The organism is Streptomyces sp. SID8352, from assembly GCF_009862265.1.
Taxonomy (GTDB): Bacteria; Actinomycetota; Actinomycetes; order Streptomycetales; family Streptomycetaceae; genus Streptomyces.
This window is the reverse complement of the sequence record NZ_WWGX01000043.1, coordinates 383,210-402,934: the sequence shown is the minus strand read 5'-3', so window position 1 is coordinate 402,934 and position 19,725 is coordinate 383,210. Positions and strand designations below refer to the sequence as shown.

The following is a 19,725-nucleotide window of genomic DNA, read 5'->3' as shown; positions in this document are numbered from 1 at the left end:
GGGCGTCGGTGCCGTGCAGGTCGTCGTCCTCGACATGGACCGCCTTGTCCGCGCCCATCGACAGCGCCTTGCGCAGGGCGTCCCTCGCGTCCTCCGGGCCCATCGTGAGGACGGTGATCTCCACATCGTCACCCGCCTCCCGACGGGCTTCCGCGATCTGGAGGGCCTGCTCGACCGCATACTCGTCCAGCTCCGAGAGCAGACCGTCCACATCGTCGCGGTCGACGGTCAGGTCATCGGCGAAGCCCCGCTCGCCAGTCGCGTCGGGCACGTACTTCACGGTGACAACGATCCTCAAGCTCACGCCGGCTCTCCTACTGCATCGTCAATTTCAGTGCTGCCTGCCTGTTGGCAGCATAGGCGCCACCAGCGGCCGGTTCCGGTCGGGGCGACCGCACCCCACTCGGATATTACTCGTCAGTACACTCAGTTCCTGCCCACTGAGCAAGCGCTTTGAACTGTGACCTTCGCAACGCAGCGTAACCGGAACCCGACACCCTCGCAGCACCGCGCGGGTGCCCGCGGGAGGGCGGCGGCGCGCACGGCTCGGGGTCGCTCACTCGCGCAGGCCGTGGTAGCGCCCCGCGTGGTACAGAAGGGGGCCGCCACCCTCCCCCGGATCGCCCGCGAGCACCTCGGCCAGCACGATGCGGTGGTCCCCCGCGGGCACCCGGCCCACGACCCTGCACACCAGCCAGGCGAGCACCCCGTCCAGCAGCGGGACACCCTCCGGGCCCTCGCGCCAGGCGGTCGGGGGCCCGAAGCGGTCGGCGCCGCTGCGCGCGAAGGTGGCCGCCAGGTCCCGCTGGTGTTCGGCGAGGACGTGCACCCCGACGTGCCCGGCGGCGGCGACCGCGGGCCAGGTGGAGGAGGTGGTGGCGATCCCGAAGGAGAGCATCGGGGGCTCGGCGGAGACCGAGGCCAGGGAGGTGGCGGTGAAGCCGGCCGGACGGCCGGAGCCGTCGCGCGCGGTGATCACGGCGACCCCGGCCGCGTGCCGTCGGAACACCGACCGGAAGAGGTCGGCGGTGGCCGGGCGGGGCGCGGCGAGGTCGGGCGCGGCCGTCATGCGGGGTGTCCTTCCGCGGGAGGCCCGCCCCCGGGGTGCCGGGAGCGGCGGCTGGGCGGGCTGGCGATCAGTGGCGGACACAGTCAAGTACGTCCCGGGATCAGGAAGCAGTGGAGTGTGACTCACGGCGGGCGTGGCGGTGATCACACCACCGCCCCCAGGGCGGCGATCACGTCCGCCTTGCGGGGCAGGCCGGCCGCGCGGCGGGCGATCCTCCCGTCGGCGTCGAGGACGAGCACCGTCGGGGTGCGCAGCACGCCGAGGGCTCGGACGAGTTCCAGGCGCGCCTCGGCGTCGATCTCGACGTGGGCGACACCGGGGACCAGTGCGGCGACCTCGCCGAGCACCCGACGGGTGGCCCGGCAGGGGGCGCAGAAGGCGGTGGAGAACTGGAGGAGGGTGGCGCGGGCGCCCAGTTCGGCGCCGAGGGCCGCCGCGTCGAGCCGCGGGGCCCGCCCCGGTCCGGGGCCGGACGGCACCGGGATGCCGGAAGCGGGCGCACCGGACGCGCGGCCGGCGGGCGCCGGGGCCTCCGGCGCGGGCACCGGGGTGCCCGGTGCGCGGGGGCCGGAAGGGCCCGGGGCGGGCGGTACGGAACCGGCCGGTCCGGAGTCACCCGATCCGTTTCCGGCGCCGTCGCCCTCGTGTCGCCCGATCACCGGTGTCCTCCCGTTTCCGCCGCTCCGCGGCCCGTCGCGGGGGCACGGCGTCCGCGCCCCCGGTTCACCCGTCATCGGTTGCAGCGCCCGGCGGGGACCCGGGATTCCCGGGATTCCCGGGAGGGCGTCGGGTTTCGGCCAGGATGGGGCCGGTGACGTGACGAGGATCTCGCGGCACGGGGGCGCACGGGCTGGTTCCCCGACCGTTCATGGGGCACGATCGGCGGCAGGCCGCAAACCTACGGCTGCGTAACTTTCGACTGGGAGCCCTTCCCAGGCCGAGAAGGAAGGGTCCGTCCCGCCCATGGCAGATCTCGTCTACCGCCCGGTCATCGGTCTCACCCGCACCATGTTCAAGGTGTGGGACCTCAGGATCGACTGCCGCGGTTCGGAGAACATCCCGCGCTCGGGCGGCGCCGTGCTGGTCAGCAATCACATCAGTTACCTGGACTTCGTCTTCAACGGCCTGGCGGCGCTGCCGCAGAAGCGCCTGGTGCGCTTCATGGCGAAGGAGTCGGTCTTCCGGCACCGGATCTCCGGACCGCTGATGCGCGGCATGAAGCACATCCCGGTGGACCGCGGGCAGGGCGAGAAGGCCTACGCGCACGCCCTGGCCTCGCTGCGCTCCGGCGAGGTCATCGGGGTGTTCCCGGAGGCGACGATCTCCGAGTCGTTCACGCTCAAGAGTTTCAAGTCGGGTGCCGTGCGGCTGGCCCAGGAGGCCGGGGTGCCGCTGGTGCCCATGGCGGTCTGGGGCACGCAGCGGCTGTGGACGAAGGGGCACCCGCGCAACTTCAGGCGCAGCCACATCCCCGTCACCGTCCGGGTCGGCGAGGCCATGGAGGCCTCCCGGGAGCAGTACGCGGGCGCCCTGACCCGGCGGCTGCGCGAGCGCGTCCAGGAGCTCCTGGAGGCCGCCCAGCGCGCCTATCCGACGCGCCCCAGGGGACCGGAGGACACCTGGTGGATGCCGGCCCACCTCGGGGGCACCGCCCCGACGCCCGAGCAGGTGCGCACGGCCGAGGCCCGCTGAGCCGTACGCCGCCCGGGGTCCGCCGGGTCACGGGCCCGCCGGGTCACAGGGCCGTGGGAAGGTCCTCCCACGGCCGGGTCCGGCCGGCGGCGGCCCGCAGCGCCCGCAGGACGGCCGGGTGGGGCGCCGCGTACAGCACCGGGTCGTCCGCCTCGCCCGCCGCGGGATCGGGCACGAAGGCCAGCCGTTCCCGCCCCAGCGAGAACCGGGCGTCCACGCCCGGCCGGTTGCCCCTCGGGTCCTGCCGGTGCCAGGCGCCGTTGAACCGCACGGCGACCAGCCCGTGCACCACGCCGAGCCGCTGGTAGCACAGGGCGGTGGGGATGTCCTCGGCGCGCAGCAGCGCGGCCAGGGCGTGGGCCTTGGCGTAGCAGATCCCCGTGCGCCGCTCCAGGACGTCGGAGGCCCGCCAGGTGACGCGCGTGTCGCCGGAGTCCAGGGAGTGCGGGATCGTGTCGCGCACATGGTCGAAGGCCAGCTCCGCATAGGCATACGAGTCCTGCGCCCGCCTCGCGAGGCTCCGGGCCACCTCCCTGACTCGGGGATGATGATGGTCGATGGCCTCGTCGGCGGCCAAGTAGGCGGACAGGTCGGGATTCTGCTGGATCAGTCGCATGCGCGCAGAGCATAGGAACGCGGCGACCCTACAGTCAATAACTTTTCATGTCACCGCATATCTATGCACCTCTGCCCGCTCCGCCGGACGCCCGGTTCAGCGGGCCATCTCCTCCTTGAGCGCCGCGACGAACGCGTCCACGTCGTCCTCGGTGGTGTCGTAGGCGCACATCCAGCGCACGTCGCCCGCGGCCTCGTCCCAGAAGTAGAAGCGGAACCGCTGCCGCAGGCGCTCGCCCACCGCGTACGGGAGCCGGGCGAAGACGGCGTTGGCCTGCACCGGATGCAGGATCTCCACCCCGTGCACGGCGCGCACGCCCTCGGCGAGGCGCTGGGCCATCTCGTTGGCGTGCCGGGCGTTGCGCAGCCAGAGGTCCTTGGCGAGCAGCGCCTCCAACTGCACCGACACGAAGCGCATCTTGGACGCCAGTTGCATGGACAGCTTGCGCAGGTGCTTCACCTGGCGCACCGCGTCCGGGTTCAGGACGACGACCGCCTCCCCGAACAGGGCGCCGTTCTTGGTGCCGCCCAGGGAGAGCAGGTCGACCCCGGCCGCGTTGGTGAGGGTGCGCATGGGTACGTCCAGGGAGGCGGCGGCGTTGCCGAGGCGGGAGCCGTCCAGGTGCACCGTCATGCCGTGGGCGTGGGCGTGGTCGCAGACGGCGCGGATCTCGGCGGGGGTGTAGAGGGTGCCGAGTTCGGTGCTCTGGGTGATCGAGACGACCTGGGGCATGGCACGGTGCTCGTCGTCCCAGCCGTACGCCTGGCGGTCGATCAGCTCGGGGGTGAGCTTGCCGTCGGGGGTGGGGACCGTGAGCAGCTTCAGCCCGCCGACGCGCTCCGGGGCGCCGCACTCGTCGACGTGGATGTGCGCGCTCTCGGCGCAGATCACGGCGCCCCAGCGGTCGGTGACCGCCTGGAGCGCGACGACGTTGGCCCCGGTGCCGTTGAACACCGGGTAGGCCTCGGCGGTGGGTCCGAAGTGGCCGCGTATCACCCGCTGGAGGTTCTCCGTGTACGCGTCCTCCCCGTACGCCACCTGGTGCCCGCCGTTGGCCAGGGCCAGGGCGGCGAGCACCTCGGGATGGGCCCCCGCGTAGTTGTCGCTCGCGAAGCCGCGCACCGCCGGGTCGTGGTGGCGTCGTGCGTCGGTCTTCGGCGGGTTCACGGCTTCTCGGTCAGCCACAGACGGTTTCCGTTCACTTCCGGGGCGGGCCTGTCCCAGATCCCGGCGACCGCCTGGGCCAGCTCCCCGACATCCGTGAAGCCCGCGAACTTCGCGTGGGGGCGTTCGGCGCGCATCGCGTCGTGCACCAACGCCTTGACCACCAGGATCGCAGCCGCCGAGGTGGGCCCGTCCTCGCCCCCCGCCTTGCGGAAGTAGTCGGCCATGGCCAGCGTCCACGCCTCGGCCGCGGCCTTGGCGGCCCCGTAGGCGGCGTTGCCGGCCGTGGGACTGCTCGCCCCGGCGGCGCTGATCAGGACGTAGCGCCCGCGGTCGCTGCGCTGGAGTGGCTCGTGGAAGGCGAGGGAGGTGTGCTGCACGGTGCGGATGAGCAGGTGCTCCAGCAGGTCCCAGTCGTCGAGGTTGGTCTTGGTGAAGGTCTGGCTGCCGCGCCAGCCGCCGACGAGATGGACCAGCCCGTCGATCCGGCCGTAGTCCTTCTCGATGCGGTCGGCCCACGCGCGGGTGGGGCCGAGTTCGAGCAGGTCGACCTTCTCACCGGTGACCGTGGCACCGCCGTGCGCGTAGCGCGCCGCGTCGACGGCCTCGGCCAGCCGCTCCGGGTCGTTGTCCGCGCCGACGACGGTCGCACCCGCCTCGGCCAGCCTCAGCAGGGCGGCCCGGCCCGCGGGCCCACCCGCTCCCGCCACCGCGATCACCGCGCCGTCGAGCGCCCCGTTCCCCATGGTCCTCGCCTCCCGAACCCTCGTGTCCGGCCGGGCCCGCCCGGCCGGTTCCTTTGTGCCGGTGCCGTCGCTCACGCGGCGGCTCGTCCGGCCCCGTCCGCGGTGATGCCCCTCGTGGCGGCGATCACCTTCCTGAGCTTCTTGGACAGGGCCTCGTAGAACATGCTGAGCGGAAACTCGTCGGGAAGCACGTCATCGACGAGTTTCCGGGGCGGCAGCGAGAGGTCCAGGGCCTCCGGGCCCTTGGCCCACGTGGAGCCGGGGTGCGGGGCGAGGTAGCGGGCGACCAGCTCGTACCCGGCGAACCAGTGGACGAGTTTGGGGCGGTCGATGCCGTCCCGGTAGAGCGTCTCGATCTCGGCGCACAGCTCGTTGGTGACCTGCGGGGCGCGCTGCCAGTCGATGAACAGCCTGTTGTCGGTCCAGCGGACGGCGTCGTGCCGGTGCAGATAGGCGAAGAGGAGCTGGCCGCCGAGGCCGTCGTAGTTGCGCACGCGCTCCCCGGTGACCGGGAAGCGGAACATGCGGTCGAAGAGCACCGCGTACTGCACGTCGCGGGCCTGCGGAACGCCCTCCGCCGCGAGCTTCACGGCCTCGCGGAAGGCGGTGAGGTCGCAGCGCAGCTCCTCCAGGCCGTACATCCAGAACGGCTGGCGCTGCTTGATCATGAACGGGTCGAAGGGCAGGTCGCCGTGGCTGTGGGTGCGGTCGTGGACCATGTCCCAGAGGACGAACGCCTCCTCGCAGCGCTTCTGGTCGTGGACCAGGGCGGCGACGTCCTCGGGCAGCTCCAGGCCGAGCACGTCGACGGCGGCCTCGGTGACCCGGCGGAAGCGGGCCGCCTCGCGGTCGCAGAAGATGCCGCCCCAGGAGAACCGCTCGGGGGCCTCGCGCACGGCGATGGTCTCGGGGAACAGGACGGCGGAGTTGGTGTCGTAGCCGGCCGTGAAGTCCTCGAAGGTGATGCCGCAGAACAGCGGGTTGTCGTAGCGGGTGCGCTCCAGCTCGGCCAGCCAGTCCGGCCAGACCATGCGCAGCACGACCGCCTCGAGGTTGCGGTCGGGGTTGCCGTTCTGCGTGTACATCGGGAAGACGACGAGATGCTGGAGCCCGTCGGCACGGTGGGCGGCGGGCTGGAAGGCCAGCAGGGAGTCGAGGAAGTCGGGGACGTCGAAGCCGCCGTCGGCCCAGCGGGTCAGATCGCCCGCGAGGGCCTCGTGGTAGGCGGCGTCGTGCGGCAGCAGCGGGGACAGGACGCCCACGCACTCCACGACGCTCCGGACGGCCTCCTCCGCGTCGCGGCGGCGCGGCGCGTCCGCGGCGTCGAAGTCGATGGAGCCGTCCGGGGACTGCCATGGCCGGATCCGCTCCACGGCATCCTTGAGCACGGGCCACGCCGGGTGATCAACCACCCTGCTCACCGGAGGAATTTTCCCCTCCCCGCCCATCCGCACAAGAATTTCCGTCATGTCCCATCCTCCACGGGAGAAGCTTGCGTGAACCCACCGTACGCATACAAGGTTTCTCCAATCAAGGGGATACCCCGTAAATTATCCTGCCTCACCCGGGCTCTCGCCGCATTTTTTCCTGTCGGGCGCGGTGTCCGTATACCCGGAGCGGCCCGGGGGAAACGGTTCCAGCGAGGGCACCGCGTCGTGATCCGGCCAGGGCCGGGACCGTGCCCGCCACCGCCGCCGTCGACGGAAACGAGTCAGCCGTGAACCTCCTCACCATCGGTCACCGCGGAGTGATGGGTGTCGAGCCCGAGAACACCCTGCGGTCCTTCACCGCCGCCGAGCGGGCCGGTCTCGACGCGGTCGAACTCGACCTGCATCTGAGCAAGGACGGCGCGCTCGTCGTGATGCACGACGCCGAGGTGGACCGCACCACCGACGGGAGCGGTGCCGTCGCCGATCTGACCCTGGCCGAGCTGCGCGCCCTGGACGCGGGGCTCGGGGAACGGGTGCCGGTGTTCGAGGAGGTGCTGGAGGCGGTGTCGCTGCCGGTGCAGGCCGAGATCAAGGACACGGCGGCGGCCCGGACGCTGGCCGGTGTGCTGCTCCGGCGTGCCCTGGTGGACCGGGTGGAGGTCATCTCCTTCCACGCCGAGGCCATCGCGGAGACCGCCCGGCTGGTGCCGGGGGTGCGCACGGCGCTGGTCGCCCAGTACTACGGCCCCGAGGTGGTCGACCGGGCGGTGGAGGCGGGCGCGGGGACGCTCTGCCTGGACATCAACAGGATCACGCTGGAGACCGTGGAGCGGGCCCGGAGGGCGGGCCTGCGGGTCTGCGCCTGGGTGGTCAACACCCAGGACCACCTGCGGCTGGTGCGCGCGTTCGGGCTGGACGGCGCCACGACCGACCACCCCGGCATCAAGCGCACCGGGCGCTTCACGGCCTGAGCCCGCGCGCCGCTCCCGTCCGTACGGCCGTCCCGGAGCGGCGGCACCCGGCCCGGCGGCGTCGCGTCCCGCCCCGGCGAGCCCGGCGGCGGGGACGGCACGGCCGCCGGGTGCGGTCACACGGCCGGACGGCTCGTGGCCGGGCCGGGCGCCGTCGGGCCGGGCGCGGCCGGAGTGGGGCGTGGCCCCGCTGTCGGCGCGTCAGACCAGCGGCTTGGTCAGCAGTTCGAACCGGAGATCGTCGCGCTGGGGTATGCCGAAGCGCTCGTCGCCGTACGGGAACGGGCTCATCCGTCCCGTACGGCGGTAGCCACGGCGCTCGTACCAGGCGATGAGGTCCTCGCGCAGCGATATCACCGTCATGTGCATCTCCGCCGCGCCCCACTCCTCGCGGACCAGCCGCTCCGCCTCCGCCATGACCGCCCGGCCGAGGCCCGCGCCCTGGAGCCCCGGGCTGACCGCGAACATCCCGAAGTAGGCGTTGCCGCCCCGGCGTTCGAGCTGGCAGCAGGCCACGACCGCGCCGTCCCGCTCCACCGCGAGCAGCCGGCTGCCGGGCGCCCCGATGACCTCCCGGACGCCCTCGGGGTCGGTCCGCTGCCCCTCCAGGAGGTCCGCCTCGGTGGTCCACCCGGCCCGGCTGGACTCACCCCGGTACGCCGACTCGATCAGGGCGACGAGGGCGTCCACGTCGGCCTCGTTGGCGTCGCGGAAGGTGAGCGGTGCGGCGGCGGTGTCCATGCGGGGCTTCTCCGGATCTCGGTCTCGGCGCGGGGCACCGCAGAGGATAACGCCGCCCGCGCCGCCGGGAGCCCCGTCGGACGAACCCGGTGGCCCGTCGCCCCTCCGGCCGCGCCCGCCGCACGTCCGGGCCGCGGGGCCGGGCCGGCACGTGCCGCGCGCGGTCCGTGCCGCGCGGAGCGCGTCCGGCGGCCTCAGATCCGCAGCGCGTCCAGGCGGCCCTCCAACTGGCCCAGGAGTTCGCCGAGCAGGTCGGAGAGCTCGTTCCGCCGGAGCGGCTCGACGCCGGACAGCACGGCGGACTCGTAGGCGAGCTGGTCGGGCAGGACCCCGTCGACGAGGTCGCGCCCGGCGTCGGTGAGCCTCAGATGGGCCACACGCCGGTCCCGGGTGTCGCCGCGCCGCTCGACGAGACCGCGTTCGCTGAGCTGCTTGAGCCGCTTGGTGACGGCCGCACCGGAGGAGAAGGTCTCGCGGGCCAGCTCGCCCGGGGTCAGCTCGTGCCCGGTGCGCCGCAGCGCGCCCAGCAGGTCGAACTCGGCACGGCTGAGCCCGGCCCGGCGCAGCGGGGCGTCCTCGGCCTGCTGGAGGAGGGCCGCGCAGCGGTTGATGCGGCCGATGATCTCCATCGGCCCGGTGTCGAGTTCCGGATGCACGGTCCGCCACTGCCGTACCACCGCGGCGACCGTGTCCCCCCTGGCGCCGCCCCTGGTGTCGGTCTCCGAGCCCCCGTCGGTTGCGGTCATGACCGTACGTCCTCCGTTCTCGTGCCCCGGTCCGGACGCGCCGCCCGGCGTCGCACCGTTGCGGCGAGCGTACGGTGTCCCGACCGCTCAGCGAGCACGACCCTCTCCTCGGGGACCGCCCGCTGCCGCCATTCGCCCGCGGAGGCGTCGGCCGCGGCCCGCAGGTCGGTCAGCGCGGTGGCGAGCGCGCGGCGGGCGGTGTCCAGGGCGGCGGGGGCCGCGGCGGGCTCCGCCAGCAGGCGCGCGGCGTGCTCGCGGGCCCGGTCGGCGGTGGCGAGCGCCCGCTCGACGCGGTCGCCGGAGCGCCGGTCGGTCACGACCACGGCGGCGAGAAGGCCGAGCAGGGCGCCGACGAGGGTGTCGACGATCCGCTCGGCGATCAGCGCGCCGGACTCCTGGCGGCCGGCGAACTCGGTGATGAGCAGGGCCATCGGGGTGACGCACACGGTGCCGAGCCAGTAGTTGCGGCTCATCAGGGCCTCGGCGCCGAAGGCAAGGGCCAGGCAGAACAGCACGAGCGGCAGCTGCCCGAGGTGGACCAGCGGGGCGATGGCGGCGAACAGCAGCACCCCCGCGAGGTTGCCGACGACACGCTGCACGGTCCGGCTCCAGGTCAGCGTCAGGTTGGCCTGGTAGAGCGCGGCGGCGGTGACCAGCGCCCAGTAGGGGCGGCCGATGCCCAGCGCGAGGGAGCCGTAGCCGGCCAGGGCGCAGCCGAGGGCGGTGCGCGCGGCGAGGGGCACGAGCGGCCCGAGCCGGGGGCGCGGCGGCGCGGGCGGGGCGATGGACGCGGCCCCTTCGTCGGCCCCGGCCCCTTCGTCGGCCCAGGCGCCGGGCGGTCCGCCCTCGACGGTGTCCCGGACCCCGGCCGGGAGGAGGCGTCCGCCGCCGCGCAGGGCACGGGCGGCGGCACGCAGCGCCCCGGGGTCGGTGTCGGCGGGGGCGGCGAGGGCGACCTCGGCCCGTGCCAGGAGCCGTGCCAGGGACCGCCGGGTGGTGGCCCGCGCACCGGAACCGGACCCTGCCGGCAGGCTGTGCCAGGCGGCCTGTACCGCGGTGTACCCGGCGGCGCGGGCCTCGGCGTGGCCGTCGCCGGTGCCGCCGGTGGCGGCGTACGCGGCGGCCGCGTTCAGGGCCTGGGCGGTGGCGCGGCGCTCGGGGCCGTGCGGGCGGATAAGCCCGGGGGCCATGCAGACGAGCCAGGCCCAGGCCCCGGCACCGGCCGTGAGCGCGAGGTGGCCGGGTATCCCGGCCGGGGTCTGCGGCAGGAAGAGGGCGGCGGAGCTGACGAAGGTGGGGATGACGTGCCCGGGCGGTCCGACGCGGGTGGCGTCGCACACCGCCCTCTGCGCCGCGGCCAGCAGGGCGCCGACGGCGACCAGGACGACGGCGTCGCGTGTGAGGGCGGCGGTGACCAGGGCGACGGCGAGCCCGGCGAGCATGCCGAGCACCACCCGGGCGAGGGCGCGGGCCCGGGCGGCGTAGGGGCGGTGGTGCGCGTAGAGGGCGCAGAGGGAGCCCGCCATGGTGTACATGGCCAGGTCGAGGCGGCCGAGGGCGAGCAGCAGCAGATTGGGCGGGGCGGCGGCCACGACGGCGCTCAGGGCGGGCTTGAACCAGATCTCCGAGGGACGGTGCGGGCGCAGCACACCGGCCAGGGAGAGACGGCGGCCGAGCGGGGTGCCGGTGGTGGGGAACGTGCTGCGCATGGAGAGTAGCTTAACAGGTGTTTTATCTGTGAAGCATTTTCGCCACTCCGGCTCCACCTCCTGCCGACGCTCCGGGGCCGGTCGGGCGGTCGGGCGGTCGGGCGGTCGGGCGGTCGGGCGGTCGGGCGGGGCACCCTGCCCCGCCGGTCCGCCCCGGCACCTGTCACCCCGGCGCCTCCGGATCCGGAGGCGCGGGGAGTCGGTACGGATGCCCGCGGCTCCGGGCGCGGGGGCGCCCTGGGGCCGACCGGCGTACGGCGTGGCCGGGGGCGACGCCACGGCACCGCGCCCGGCCGGCCGGGTCGGGCGAACGCCCCACGGATCAGCTCGCCCTCCCCGGGCGGCCGCCCCTCCCCCGCCGCGCCCGTCCGCCCTGCTCGGAGCGGGTACGGCGGACGGCCCCGGGCGGCGCCGGCCGGTCCCGGCGGGCACCGCGCGCTCCCGGCAGTGACCCCTTCGCGCTCCCTTGCGCCCGCGTGGGCGCCGCGCGGCACGGGCAGCCCTTGACCGGGGCCCGGGGCCGCCGGGCCCGGTGGGGAGGTGGGCGTGGGGGGACCGACGGCCTTCGGCTGGCTGCTCGTCGTGCTCTGCGCGACGACCGGCGCCTACTGCCTGCTGCGCATGCGCAGCCGGGTCGAGGAGCAGCGCCGGGCGGCGGGGGGCGAGGCGCTGACGGGGTTCGGGATGGCCGCCATGGCGGTCCCGGCGGCGGTGTTCGTCCCGCCCTCCGGGACGTGGACGGCGTACGCCGTGGTGTTCGGCGCGGCGGGGCTGCGCGCCCTGTGGGCGGCCCGGTCCGACCCGCACCACCTGCACCACGTCGTCGAGGCGGCGGCGATGGTCCGGATGGCGCTGGCGATGGCCGGCGCCCCCGCGAGCGCGGGCGGTCACGCCCACGGCCACGGCACCTCGGGCGTGCCGCTGCTGACCGGGATACTGATGCTCTACTTCACCGGGTACGTGCTGCTGGCCGGGGTCCGGCTGGTCCCCGCACCGGCGGTGCCCGGCGGCGGCCCGGCCCCCGGGTGGGGCGACCGCCCGGAGCTGTCGCGGGCGTGCAGGCTGGCGATGGGGATGGCGATGCTGGTGATGCTCCCGGCCATGTGAGGCGGGACGCCGGCACCGGCACCGGACGCACGCGGTCCCGTCCGCCCCCGCCGCGACCGCGACCGCGCCGGTACGGGTGCCTCGCCGCGCTCCCGGCCGACGAAACGGCACCCGGCACCGGCACCCACGCGAACGCGCCCGTGTCCGGCGGGCGTACCCATGTCCCCGCCGACGCGCGGCGCGGCCGTTGTCTGCGTCACTTCGGCCACCGGGGCCGTACGGTCCGGGCCCCGCGCTCATAAGCTGCCCCCATGTTGCTCCCCGCGGCTCTGCTGCTGCTCGGTGCCCTGACCGCCGTCGCCGCTCCCCGACTGCTCGCCCGGGCCGACTGGCCGGACCGGGAACCGGTGGTCGCGCTGTGGGTGTGGCAGTGCGTGGTGGCGGCCGTCCTCATGTGCTGCGTCCTGTCGATGACGCTCAGCGCGGCGGCGGCCTGGCACGCGGTGGGCGGCCGGGTCTTCGCGACGGCTCCTCGCTCGGTGGTGGAGGCGTACGCGCTGGGCACCGCCGGCCCCTGGGCGGCCGTGACCGCCGTGGTGCTGGCCTGCGGCGGGCTCTGGAGCGCGGCGATGCTGGCCCGGGAGGTCGTGCGGGCCGGCGCCCGGCGCCGGGCGCGGCGGGCCGGTCTGCGCGAGCGGGCGCCGCTGCTCCCCGGCGAGGTCCCCGGCACCGACCGGCTCGTGGTCCTGGAGGGCGAGCGGCCGGACGCCTGGTGGCTTCCGGGCACTCCCTCGCGACTGGTCGTCACCACGGCCGCGTTGCACCGCCTGAGGGGCCGGCGGTTGGACGCGGTCCTCGCCCATGAGCGGGGGCACGCGCGGGCACGGCACGACTGGCTGCTGCACTGCGCGTCGGCGCTGGCGGACGGCTTCCCGCGGGTTCCGGTGTTCGCCGCGTTCCGCGACGAGATGCACCGGCTGGTCGAGTTGGCCGCCGACGACGTCGCCTCCCGCCGTCACGGCCGTCTGACGACCGCTCTGGCTCTGGTCGAACTCAACGAGGACCGGGGCGTGTTCCGCCCCGCCCCGACCGACCGCGCCCAGGTCCCGCAGCGGGTGGACCGGCTGCTGACCGCGCCGGACCGGCTGCCCGCCGCGCGACGGCTGCGTCTGACGGCCGCGGCGGCACTGGTCCCGGTGGTGCCGGTGCTCCTGGCCTTCGTCCCGGGCCTGCACGCCCTGCGCTGACCCCGACGGGCGCCGGAAGACAGCGCCCACCCGCACCGCCCGACGCCCCGCCGCACCCGCATCCGCGCGCTCCCCGGCCCGGCCGCCCGCCGAACCGACCGTCCCCGCCCGTCGGCCCACCCCGCCGCGACGGCCCGCACCCCGCGCCACGCCTCCGCGCCGCGCGCCCCTACGCCACCACCCCCGCGCCCCGGCGCACCTCGCGCGCGGGGCGGTCGCCGAGGGAGTGGCCCCGTGGACCGGCCGTCGGGGAGGATCGCGGCATGCCCTCCCCGTGCACCGCCTCCCCGCCCCGTCCCTCCACGCCGCCGGAGTCCCGGGGGGCGGTCCGCGCCGTCCGGGTCCTCGTGCTGTGCTCCGCCCTGCTGACCCTCGCGGTCGTCGTCGAGTGGGGTCCGCTGGTCCGCTTCGACCGGACCGTCGCGGACACCACGCACCGCTGGGCGCTCGCCGAGCCCGGCGTCACGCATCTCCTGCGCGTCCTGACCGACTGGGTGTGGGACCCGTGGACGATGCGGCTGCTGAGCGCGGTGGCGGTGGTCTGGCTGTGGGCGCGGCGCCGGGACCGGTGGACGGCCGGGTGGCTGGCGGCGACCTGTCTGCTGGGTGCCGCGGCACAGCAGGGGCTCAAGGCGGCGGTGGACCGCCCCCGGCCCGTCTGGGCCGTTCCCGTGGACTCCGCGCGCTACGCGGCCTTCCCGTCGGGGCACGCCATGACCGCCGCGTTCGTCTGTCTCCTGCTGGTGTGGCTGCTGTACCGCCACGGGGCGTCCCGGGGGGTGCGGCGGACCGCCGTCGTCCTCGCGGCGCTCTCCGTGGCGGGCGTCGGCTTCACCCGGGTGTGGCTGGGCGTGCACTGGACCACCGATGTCGTCGGGGGCTGGCTGCTGGGCGCCCTGGTGGCGGCCCTCGCCGTGCTCGCCCACCGGCGGTGGCGGCCCTGGGACCGGCGGCCCGCCAGGGCCCGTTGAGACACGGGACCGGCCGACCCGCCGACCGGTCTTCCGGAGACCTCCCACGGGCGCGCTCCGCGGTCCCGTGGGGACGGGCGACCCACCGGGCCCACTGCCCCGTGACCGCCCGCCATGGGGTGCGGGCTCCGCACCGTCGGTCGCGGTGCGGAGCGGCCGTCGAACACGCCGCCCGTCTCGGACGATCCCCCGTGTCGCCCGAGACAGGCGGCAGCCGGGCCGCATGTGGAAAGGGGGCGGCCCCTGCTGCGCTGAGTATAGTTGGCTGGCAGCCAGTCAACGCAGGAGTTACAGGATGTCCCCGCGCAGCGCCTCGGTCAATGAAGAATTGCGAAGACGCTCCAAGGAGCGCCTGTTGCAGGCCGCCGTGGAACTGGTGCACGAGCACGGGTACGAGGCGACCACGCTCGGCGCGATCGCGGACCGGGCGGGCTCGGCACGCGGTCTGGTCTCGTACTACTTCCCGGGCAAGCGGCAGTTGGTGCAGTCCGCCGTGCACCGGCTGATGCACCGCACCCTGGAGGAGGCCCTGGAGCGCGAGCCGCGCACCGACGAGGGGCCCGAGCGGATGGCGCGCGCCATCGACGCCCTGCTGGGCCTGGCGCGGGACCGGCCGGTGCTGATGCGCCACCACATGGCGGGGCTGCTGCAGGCCGAGGGGTTCGTGATCTGCCCGGAGCAGCGGCGGCTGGCCGAGCTGCTCCGCGACACCGTGGTCCGGCACGGCTCGCAGGACGTGGACCGGGACTACCCCATGCTGCGGGCCCTGCTGATGGGCGCCGTCTTCGCGGCGCTGGTGCCGGGGGTGCCGATGCCCGTGCCGCAGTTGCGCGCCGAGTTGTTCAAGCGCTACCGGCTGGCGTGGGAGCTGGGGGTCCCGCCGGGTTCCGAGGCCCCGGACACGGGGGGCGGCGCGGATGTTTCGCGGTTCTTCGCGACGGGGGCCGAGTCCTCGGGCCCGGCCCCGGTCGTCCCGGCGCAGGACGCCCGGGGCGGGCCGGATCAGCCGGTGTAGGGCCCGTCCCGCGGGTCCGGCCGCGGGGCACGCGGCGCGGCGGGGGAAGCGCGCCGGGCCCGGCGCGGGGCCAGAAACCCCTCGTCGCGCGCCCGGCCGATCAGCCGGAGGGAGTCCCGGCGGCTGTGCCCGGTCGCGCCCATCACGGCGAGCACCGGATCGGCGCCCGCCTCCTGGGCAGCGCGGTACTCCCGTGCCGCCAGCCGGCACCCCTCCCGGCCGCGCGGCCACTCCGGCCGCGCCCGGCGGGGCGCCGCGCAGCCCGCGGCGGCGGGCACGCAGGCGTCGAGGAGCGGGCCCTCCAGCCACTGCCCGAGCACCGCGAGGTCGTCCAGGGACAGCGCCGGTTCGGCGCGCACGTCCTCGACGCGGACGCCGTGCGGCGAGAGCACGGCGAGGGTCTCGACCACGGCGCCGTCGGCGAACGCGAGGCGGACGTCGAACCAGGAGACGGCGGCACCGCCCCCGCGCACGGTCCAGGTGTGCCGCACGGACAGCTCGCACTCGTCCGGGCAGCGGTCGGACAGCCCGAGGGAACGATGAACGAAGGATGTTTCGAGCACACACGCAACGTAACCGCATGATCACATTCCATACGAACGGAACACGCGCGCGGCACCCCACCGGACGAGCGGCGGCCACCCGTCCCGCCCGGCCCTCGGGCGCGGCTCAGGCGGGGGCGGGCGCGGCTGAGGCGGGGGCGTCCCCGGCGCCCGGCCGCCGGGGCTGCTCCCGCCGGTAGCGCGTGTACGCCTCGCGCAGCGCCGGTCCGGGCCAGTCGTCCGGCAGGAGCGGCGCGGGCAGCACGGGGTCGGCCAGCAGATGGCGCACGACGGCCGCGAAGGCGGCGAGGCGCCCGGCCGGGGTCCCCGCCCGGCCGACGTGCCCGAGCAGTTCCCGCGCGGTGTCCGCCCAGGCGTCCAGCGGCCACAGCAGGGCCGCCAGGTCCGCCGCGGGACGGTCGGGGCGGCAGCGTCCGGGCTCGGCGACACGCGCCAGGTCGGCCGGGAGCGGGCGGCGCAGGTTGGCGGGGCGCAGCCAGACTCCCTCGCGGAGTTCGGCCAGCCGCAGCGCGGTGAGCCGGGCGCGCAGGTCGGCGCGTTCGGCGGGGCCGCGTCCGCTCGCGGTGACCACGACCAGTTCCCAGTCCCCGTCCCAGGCGCGGGTGCGCGGGCGCACCGCCTCGTCCTGGCGCCGCTGGCGGTCCAGCAGCCGCGCGCCGAGGCGGTAGCCGCCCTCCGTGCGGCGCAGATCACCGGCGGAGGCCATGCGGCTGAGCGCGGCCCGCGCGGTGGAGCCGCCGACGCCGAACCGGTCGGCGAGCCGGACCAGTTCCCGGGCCGGGAGCTCCGGGGCGTCCGCGCCCAGCAGCAGGCTCAGCACCACCGACCGCGCGGAGAGCGGGCGCGGCGCCGCCCCGGCCCGGGGCGCGGGGTCGTTCGTCGGCGCGGACACGGACGTACTGTACGTGCGCCGCCACCCTGTTGCACTATTGCTGCGGTCGCGGGAATCCCGCAACATCGTGGTATGACGACACGCGCGCAGCACTCCGACGAGGGTTCGGCCGGCCGCCCCGCAGGGCACACCACGCACGACGTCACCAACCAGCCCCCGCCCCTGGCCCCCTACGACGCCTCCGCCGACGCGGCCCTGCTGGAGGGCGTGCGGCGGGAGGGGGCGGGCTGGGCCGAGGAGTCGCTGCGGCGGCTCGGACGGCGGGCGGGCAGCGCCGAGGCGCAGGAGTGGGGCGAGCTGGCCAACCGCCACGAGCCGGAGCTGCGCACCCACGACCGGTACGGCAACCGGGTCGACGAGGTCGACCACCACCCGAGCTGGCACAGTCTGATGCGGGTGGCCGTCGGCGAGGGCCTGGCGGGCGCCCCCTGGGCGGACGGACGGCCGGGCGCCCATGTCGCGCGGACCGCCGGGGGGCTGGTCTGGGGTCACACAGAGGCGGGCCACGGCTGCCCCGTCTCGATGACGTACGCGGCCGTCCCGGCGCTGCGCCGCCAGCCGGACCTGGCGAAGCTCTACGAACCGCTGCTGACCGCCCGGGAGTACGATCCCGGGCTGCGCGTCCCGACGGAGAAGCGGGGCCTGCTGGCCGGGATGGGGATGACCGAGAAGCAGGGCGGCTCCGACGTCCGCGCCAACACCACGGCGGCCGCCCCCACCTCCGAGCCCGGGGTGTACACGCTGCGCGGGCACAAGTGGTTCACCTCGGCGCCGATGAGCGACCTGTTCCTGGTGCTGGCCCAGGCGCCCGGCGGGCTCTCCTGCTTCCTGGTGCCGAGGGTGCTGCCCGACGGCGGGCGCAACCCGTTCCGCATCCAGCGGCTCAAGGACAAGCTCGGCAACCGTTCCAACGCCTCCTCCGAGCCGGAGTTCGACGGGACCGTCGCCTGGCTGGTCGGGCCCGAGGGGGAGGGCGTCAGAACCATCATCGAGATGGTCAACTGCACCCGGCTGGACTGCGTGATGTCCTCGGCGACGCTGATGCGCAAGACGCTGGTGGAGGCGGGCCACCACACACGGCACCGCAGCGCGTTCGGCGCCCGTCTGGCCGACCAGCCGCTGATGCGCAACGTGCTGGCCGATCTGGCGCTGGAGTCGGAGGCGGCGACCGCGCTCACCCTGCGGCTGGCGGGCGCGGCCGACCGCGCGGTGCGCGGGGACGCCGGGGAGGCGGCGTTCCGGCGGATCGCCACCGCCGTCGGCAAGTACTGGGTGACCAAGCGGGGCCCGGCGTTCACCGCGGAGGCCCTGGAGTGCCTGGGCGGCAACGGCTACGTGGAGGACTCGGGCATGCCCCGGCACTACCGGGAGGCCCCGCTGCTGTCGATCTGGGAGGGCTCGGGGAACGTCAACGCCCTCGACGTGCTGCGGGCGCTGGACCGCTCCCCCGCCACCCGGCACGCCCTGTTCGCGGAGCTGGCCCGGGCGCGCGGCGCCGATGCCCGGCTGGACGCCGCCGTGGCCCGGCTGGAGTCGGACCTGTCCGGGGCGTCGGAGACCGGGGCCCGGCGGCTGGTCGAGCTGATGGCCCTGGTCCTCCAGGGCTCCCTGCTGGTCCGGCACGCGCCGCCGGCCGTCGCGGACGCCTTCTGCGCGTCCCGGCTCGGCGGCGAACGGGGGTACGCCTTCGGCACCCTGCCCGACGGGTCGGACCTGGGTGCCGTCCTGGCGCGCGCGCTGCCGGACGAGGGCTGAGGGGCGGCTGGGAGAGGCGCGGGAGTGGCGCGACGCAGGACCACGCGGGAACGGCGCGGGAGCCACGCGCGGGTGGGACGCGGCAAAGGCGCGGGCGCGGGCGCCGCGCGGGTCGACACCGACCTCGTGACCTGCGGCGACGCCCTGTCCGGAGGTGACCGCCCGCACCCCGGGGCAGACTGGCCGGTGCCGGGGACAAAGGCGTCACAACCCAGTCGAAGGCGTCGAGAAGGACGCCCGGAGGTGATCGGCATGACCGAGACACTGCTCGCCGTCGGCACCCGCAAGGGCCTGTTCATCGGGCGCCGACGCGGTGGCACCTGGGAGTTCGACGGAAGTCCCCACTTCAACGCCCAGGCCGTCTATTCGGTCGCCCTCGACCTGCGCGGGGACACCCCGCGGCTGCTCGCCGGGGGCGACAGCACGCACTGGGGCCCGTCGGTGTTCCACTCCGACGACCTGGGCCGCACCTGGCGGGAGCCGAGACGGCCCGCCGTGCGGTTCCCCCCGGACACCGGTGCCTCGCTGGAGCGGGTGTGGCAGCTCCACCCGGCCGAGGCCGAGCCCGGCGTGGTGTACGCGGGGACCGAACCGGCCGCACTGTACCGCTCGGAGGACCGCGGGGAGAGCTTCGAGCTGGTCCGCGCCCTGTGGGAGCACCCCACCCGCTCCCAGTGGGTGCCGGGCGGCGGCGGTGAGGGGCTGCACACCGTCCTCACCGACCCGCGCGACCCCGCCTCGGTGACGGTCGCCGTCTCCGCCGCGGGCGTCTTCCGCACCGAGGACGGTGGCGCGAGCTGGCGGCCGTCCAACTCCGGCGTCTCCGCGGAGTTCCTGCCCGATCCCGCCCCCGAGTTCGGCCAGTGCGTGCACAAGGTCGCGCGGGACGCGGCCGACCCGGACCGGCTGTACCTCCAGAACCACTGGGGGGTCTACCGCAGCGACGACGGGGGCGACCACTGGACGGACATCGGGGAGGGCCTGCCGTCCACCTTCGGCTTCGCCGTGGCCGCCCATCCACACCGGGGCGGCACCGCCTACGTCTTCCCGATCAACGCCGACGTGGACCGGGTCCCCGCCGGGCACCGCTGCCGGGTCTACCGCACCGAGAACGCCGGGCGGAGCTGGGAGCCGCTGACGGCGGGCCTGCCCCGGGAGGACCACTACGGGACGGTGCTGCGGGACGCCCTGCGCACCGACGACGCCGAGCGCGCGGGCGTGTACTTCGGCAACCGCAACGGGGAGCTGTTCGCCTCCGACGACGACGGCGACTCCTGGCGCCTCCTCGCCTCCCACCTGCCCGACGTGCTCTGCGTCCGCGCGGCGGTCGTCGGGTGAACGGACCGGGCGG

Annotated in this window: 19 protein-coding genes and 1 pseudogene; 8 read left to right on the top strand and 12 right to left on the bottom strand. The window is 75.5% G+C overall.

Annotation, left to right across the window (positions count from 1 at the left end):
* The 3 genes and pseudogenes from GTY84_RS16100 to GTY84_RS16090 all read right to left on the bottom strand — a co-directional run.
* Positions 1-304 (bottom strand): annotated as a pseudogene (locus tag GTY84_RS16100) (electron transfer flavoprotein subunit beta); the annotation flags it as partial.
* A 252-nt stretch (positions 305-556) separates the two neighbouring features.
* Positions 557-1,069 carry a flavin reductase family protein gene (locus tag GTY84_RS16095; protein WP_161226944.1) on the bottom strand — a complete coding sequence of 171 codons (513 nt, stop codon included), beginning with the start codon at positions 1,067-1,069 and terminating at the stop codon, positions 557-559.
* A 143-nt stretch (positions 1,070-1,212) separates the two neighbouring features.
* Positions 1,213-1,548 (bottom strand): thioredoxin family protein, encoded by a 336-nt coding sequence (locus GTY84_RS16090; RefSeq protein ID WP_161226943.1) that lies wholly within the window; start codon positions 1,546-1,548, stop codon positions 1,213-1,215.
* Positions 1,549-2,032: 484 nt separating this feature from the next.
* On the opposite strand from GTY84_RS16090, the gene GTY84_RS16085 reads away from it, so the two are divergent.
* Positions 2,033-2,761: a lysophospholipid acyltransferase family protein gene (locus GTY84_RS16085; protein WP_161226942.1), complete on the top strand. Its 729-nt coding sequence runs from the start codon at positions 2,033-2,035 to the stop codon at positions 2,759-2,761.
* Positions 2,762-2,804: 43 nt separating this feature from the next.
* Here GTY84_RS16085 and GTY84_RS16080 read toward each other — a convergent pair whose 3' ends face one another.
* The 4 genes from GTY84_RS16080 to GTY84_RS16065 form a co-directional block, all read right to left on the bottom strand.
* Positions 2,805-3,377, bottom strand: coding sequence for a transglutaminase domain-containing protein (locus tag GTY84_RS16080; RefSeq protein WP_161226941.1), 573 nt, complete (start codon positions 3,375-3,377; stop codon positions 2,805-2,807).
* 96 nt (positions 3,378-3,473) lie between these two features.
* Entirely contained in the window at positions 3,474-4,544 is a 1,071-nt protein-coding gene (locus GTY84_RS16075; RefSeq protein ID WP_161226979.1) for a low specificity L-threonine aldolase, read from the bottom strand.
* The gene (locus tag GTY84_RS16070; RefSeq protein ID WP_161226940.1) at positions 4,541-5,287 is read right to left on the bottom strand and encodes an SDR family NAD(P)-dependent oxidoreductase; all 747 of its coding nucleotides are present in this window, start codon (positions 5,285-5,287) and stop codon (positions 4,541-4,543) included. Before GTY84_RS16070 ends, GTY84_RS16075 begins: the two co-directional genes overlap by 4 nt.
* A 71-nt stretch (positions 5,288-5,358) precedes the next feature.
* On the bottom strand, positions 5,359-6,756 hold the full coding sequence (locus GTY84_RS16065; protein WP_161226939.1) for a DUF6421 family protein: 1,398 nt from the start codon (positions 6,754-6,756) through the stop codon (positions 5,359-5,361).
* Positions 6,757-7,004: 248 nt separating this feature from the next.
* Between GTY84_RS16065 and GTY84_RS16060 the strand changes: the two genes are divergently transcribed.
* Entirely contained in the window at positions 7,005-7,688 is a 684-nt protein-coding gene (locus GTY84_RS16060) for a glycerophosphodiester phosphodiesterase family protein (RefSeq protein WP_161226938.1), read from the top strand.
* A 201-nt stretch (positions 7,689-7,889) separates the two neighbouring features.
* Here the strand turns inward: GTY84_RS16060 and GTY84_RS16055 are convergent, their stop codons facing one another.
* From GTY84_RS16055 to GTY84_RS16045, 3 genes are all read right to left on the bottom strand, one after another.
* A complete protein-coding gene (locus tag GTY84_RS16055; RefSeq protein WP_161226937.1) occupies positions 7,890-8,429 on the bottom strand; it encodes an N-acetyltransferase in 540 nt (179 codons plus the stop codon).
* A gap of 194 nt (positions 8,430-8,623) precedes the next feature.
* Complete coding sequence (locus tag GTY84_RS16050) at positions 8,624-9,175, bottom strand: MarR family transcriptional regulator (RefSeq protein ID WP_161226936.1); 552 nt, start codon at positions 9,173-9,175, stop codon at positions 8,624-8,626.
* Complete coding sequence (locus tag GTY84_RS16045) at positions 9,172-10,884, bottom strand: FUSC family protein (RefSeq protein WP_161226935.1); 1,713 nt, start codon at positions 10,882-10,884, stop codon at positions 9,172-9,174. Before GTY84_RS16045 ends, GTY84_RS16050 begins: the two co-directional genes overlap by 4 nt.
* A 546-nt stretch (positions 10,885-11,430) precedes the next feature.
* Here GTY84_RS16045 and GTY84_RS16040 point away from each other — a divergent pair.
* The 4 genes from GTY84_RS16040 to GTY84_RS16025 all read left to right on the top strand — a co-directional run bounded on the left by GTY84_RS16040 (position 11,431) and on the right by GTY84_RS16025 (position 15,164).
* Positions 11,431-11,991, top strand: a complete 561-nt coding sequence (locus tag GTY84_RS16040) for a DUF5134 domain-containing protein (RefSeq protein ID WP_161226934.1) — start codon at positions 11,431-11,433, stop codon at positions 11,989-11,991.
* Positions 11,992-12,242: 251 nt separating this feature from the next.
* Positions 12,243-13,178: a M56 family metallopeptidase gene (locus GTY84_RS16035; RefSeq protein WP_161226933.1), complete on the top strand. Its 936-nt coding sequence runs from the start codon at positions 12,243-12,245 to the stop codon at positions 13,176-13,178.
* Between the two features lie 263 nt (positions 13,179-13,441).
* Positions 13,442-14,149 (top strand): phosphatase PAP2 family protein, encoded by a 708-nt coding sequence (locus tag GTY84_RS16030; RefSeq protein ID WP_161226932.1) that lies wholly within the window; start codon positions 13,442-13,444, stop codon positions 14,147-14,149.
* A 295-nt stretch (positions 14,150-14,444) separates the two neighbouring features.
* A complete protein-coding gene (locus GTY84_RS16025) occupies positions 14,445-15,164 on the top strand; it encodes a TetR/AcrR family transcriptional regulator (protein WP_161226931.1) in 720 nt (239 codons plus the stop codon).
* Here GTY84_RS16025 and GTY84_RS16020 read toward each other — a convergent pair.
* Positions 15,152-15,661: a DUF6214 family protein gene (locus GTY84_RS16020; RefSeq protein WP_237532311.1), complete on the bottom strand. Its 510-nt coding sequence runs from the start codon at positions 15,659-15,661 to the stop codon at positions 15,152-15,154. The genes GTY84_RS16025 and GTY84_RS16020 overlap by 13 nt on opposite strands.
* Before the next feature lie 172 nt (positions 15,662-15,833).
* Entirely contained in the window at positions 15,834-16,619 is a 786-nt protein-coding gene (locus GTY84_RS16015) for a PaaX family transcriptional regulator C-terminal domain-containing protein (RefSeq protein WP_345943451.1), read from the bottom strand.
* A 72-nt stretch (positions 16,620-16,691) separates the two neighbouring features.
* On the opposite strand from GTY84_RS16015, the gene GTY84_RS16010 reads away from it, so the two are divergent.
* Complete coding sequence (locus GTY84_RS16010) at positions 16,692-18,374, top strand: acyl-CoA dehydrogenase family protein (RefSeq protein WP_161226930.1); 1,683 nt, start codon at positions 16,692-16,694, stop codon at positions 18,372-18,374.
* Between the two features lie 252 nt (positions 18,375-18,626).
* The gene (locus tag GTY84_RS16005) at positions 18,627-19,712 is read left to right on the top strand and encodes an exo-alpha-sialidase (protein WP_161226929.1); all 1,086 of its coding nucleotides are present in this window, start codon (positions 18,627-18,629) and stop codon (positions 19,710-19,712) included.
* Positions 19,713-19,725 lie beyond the last annotated feature (13 nt).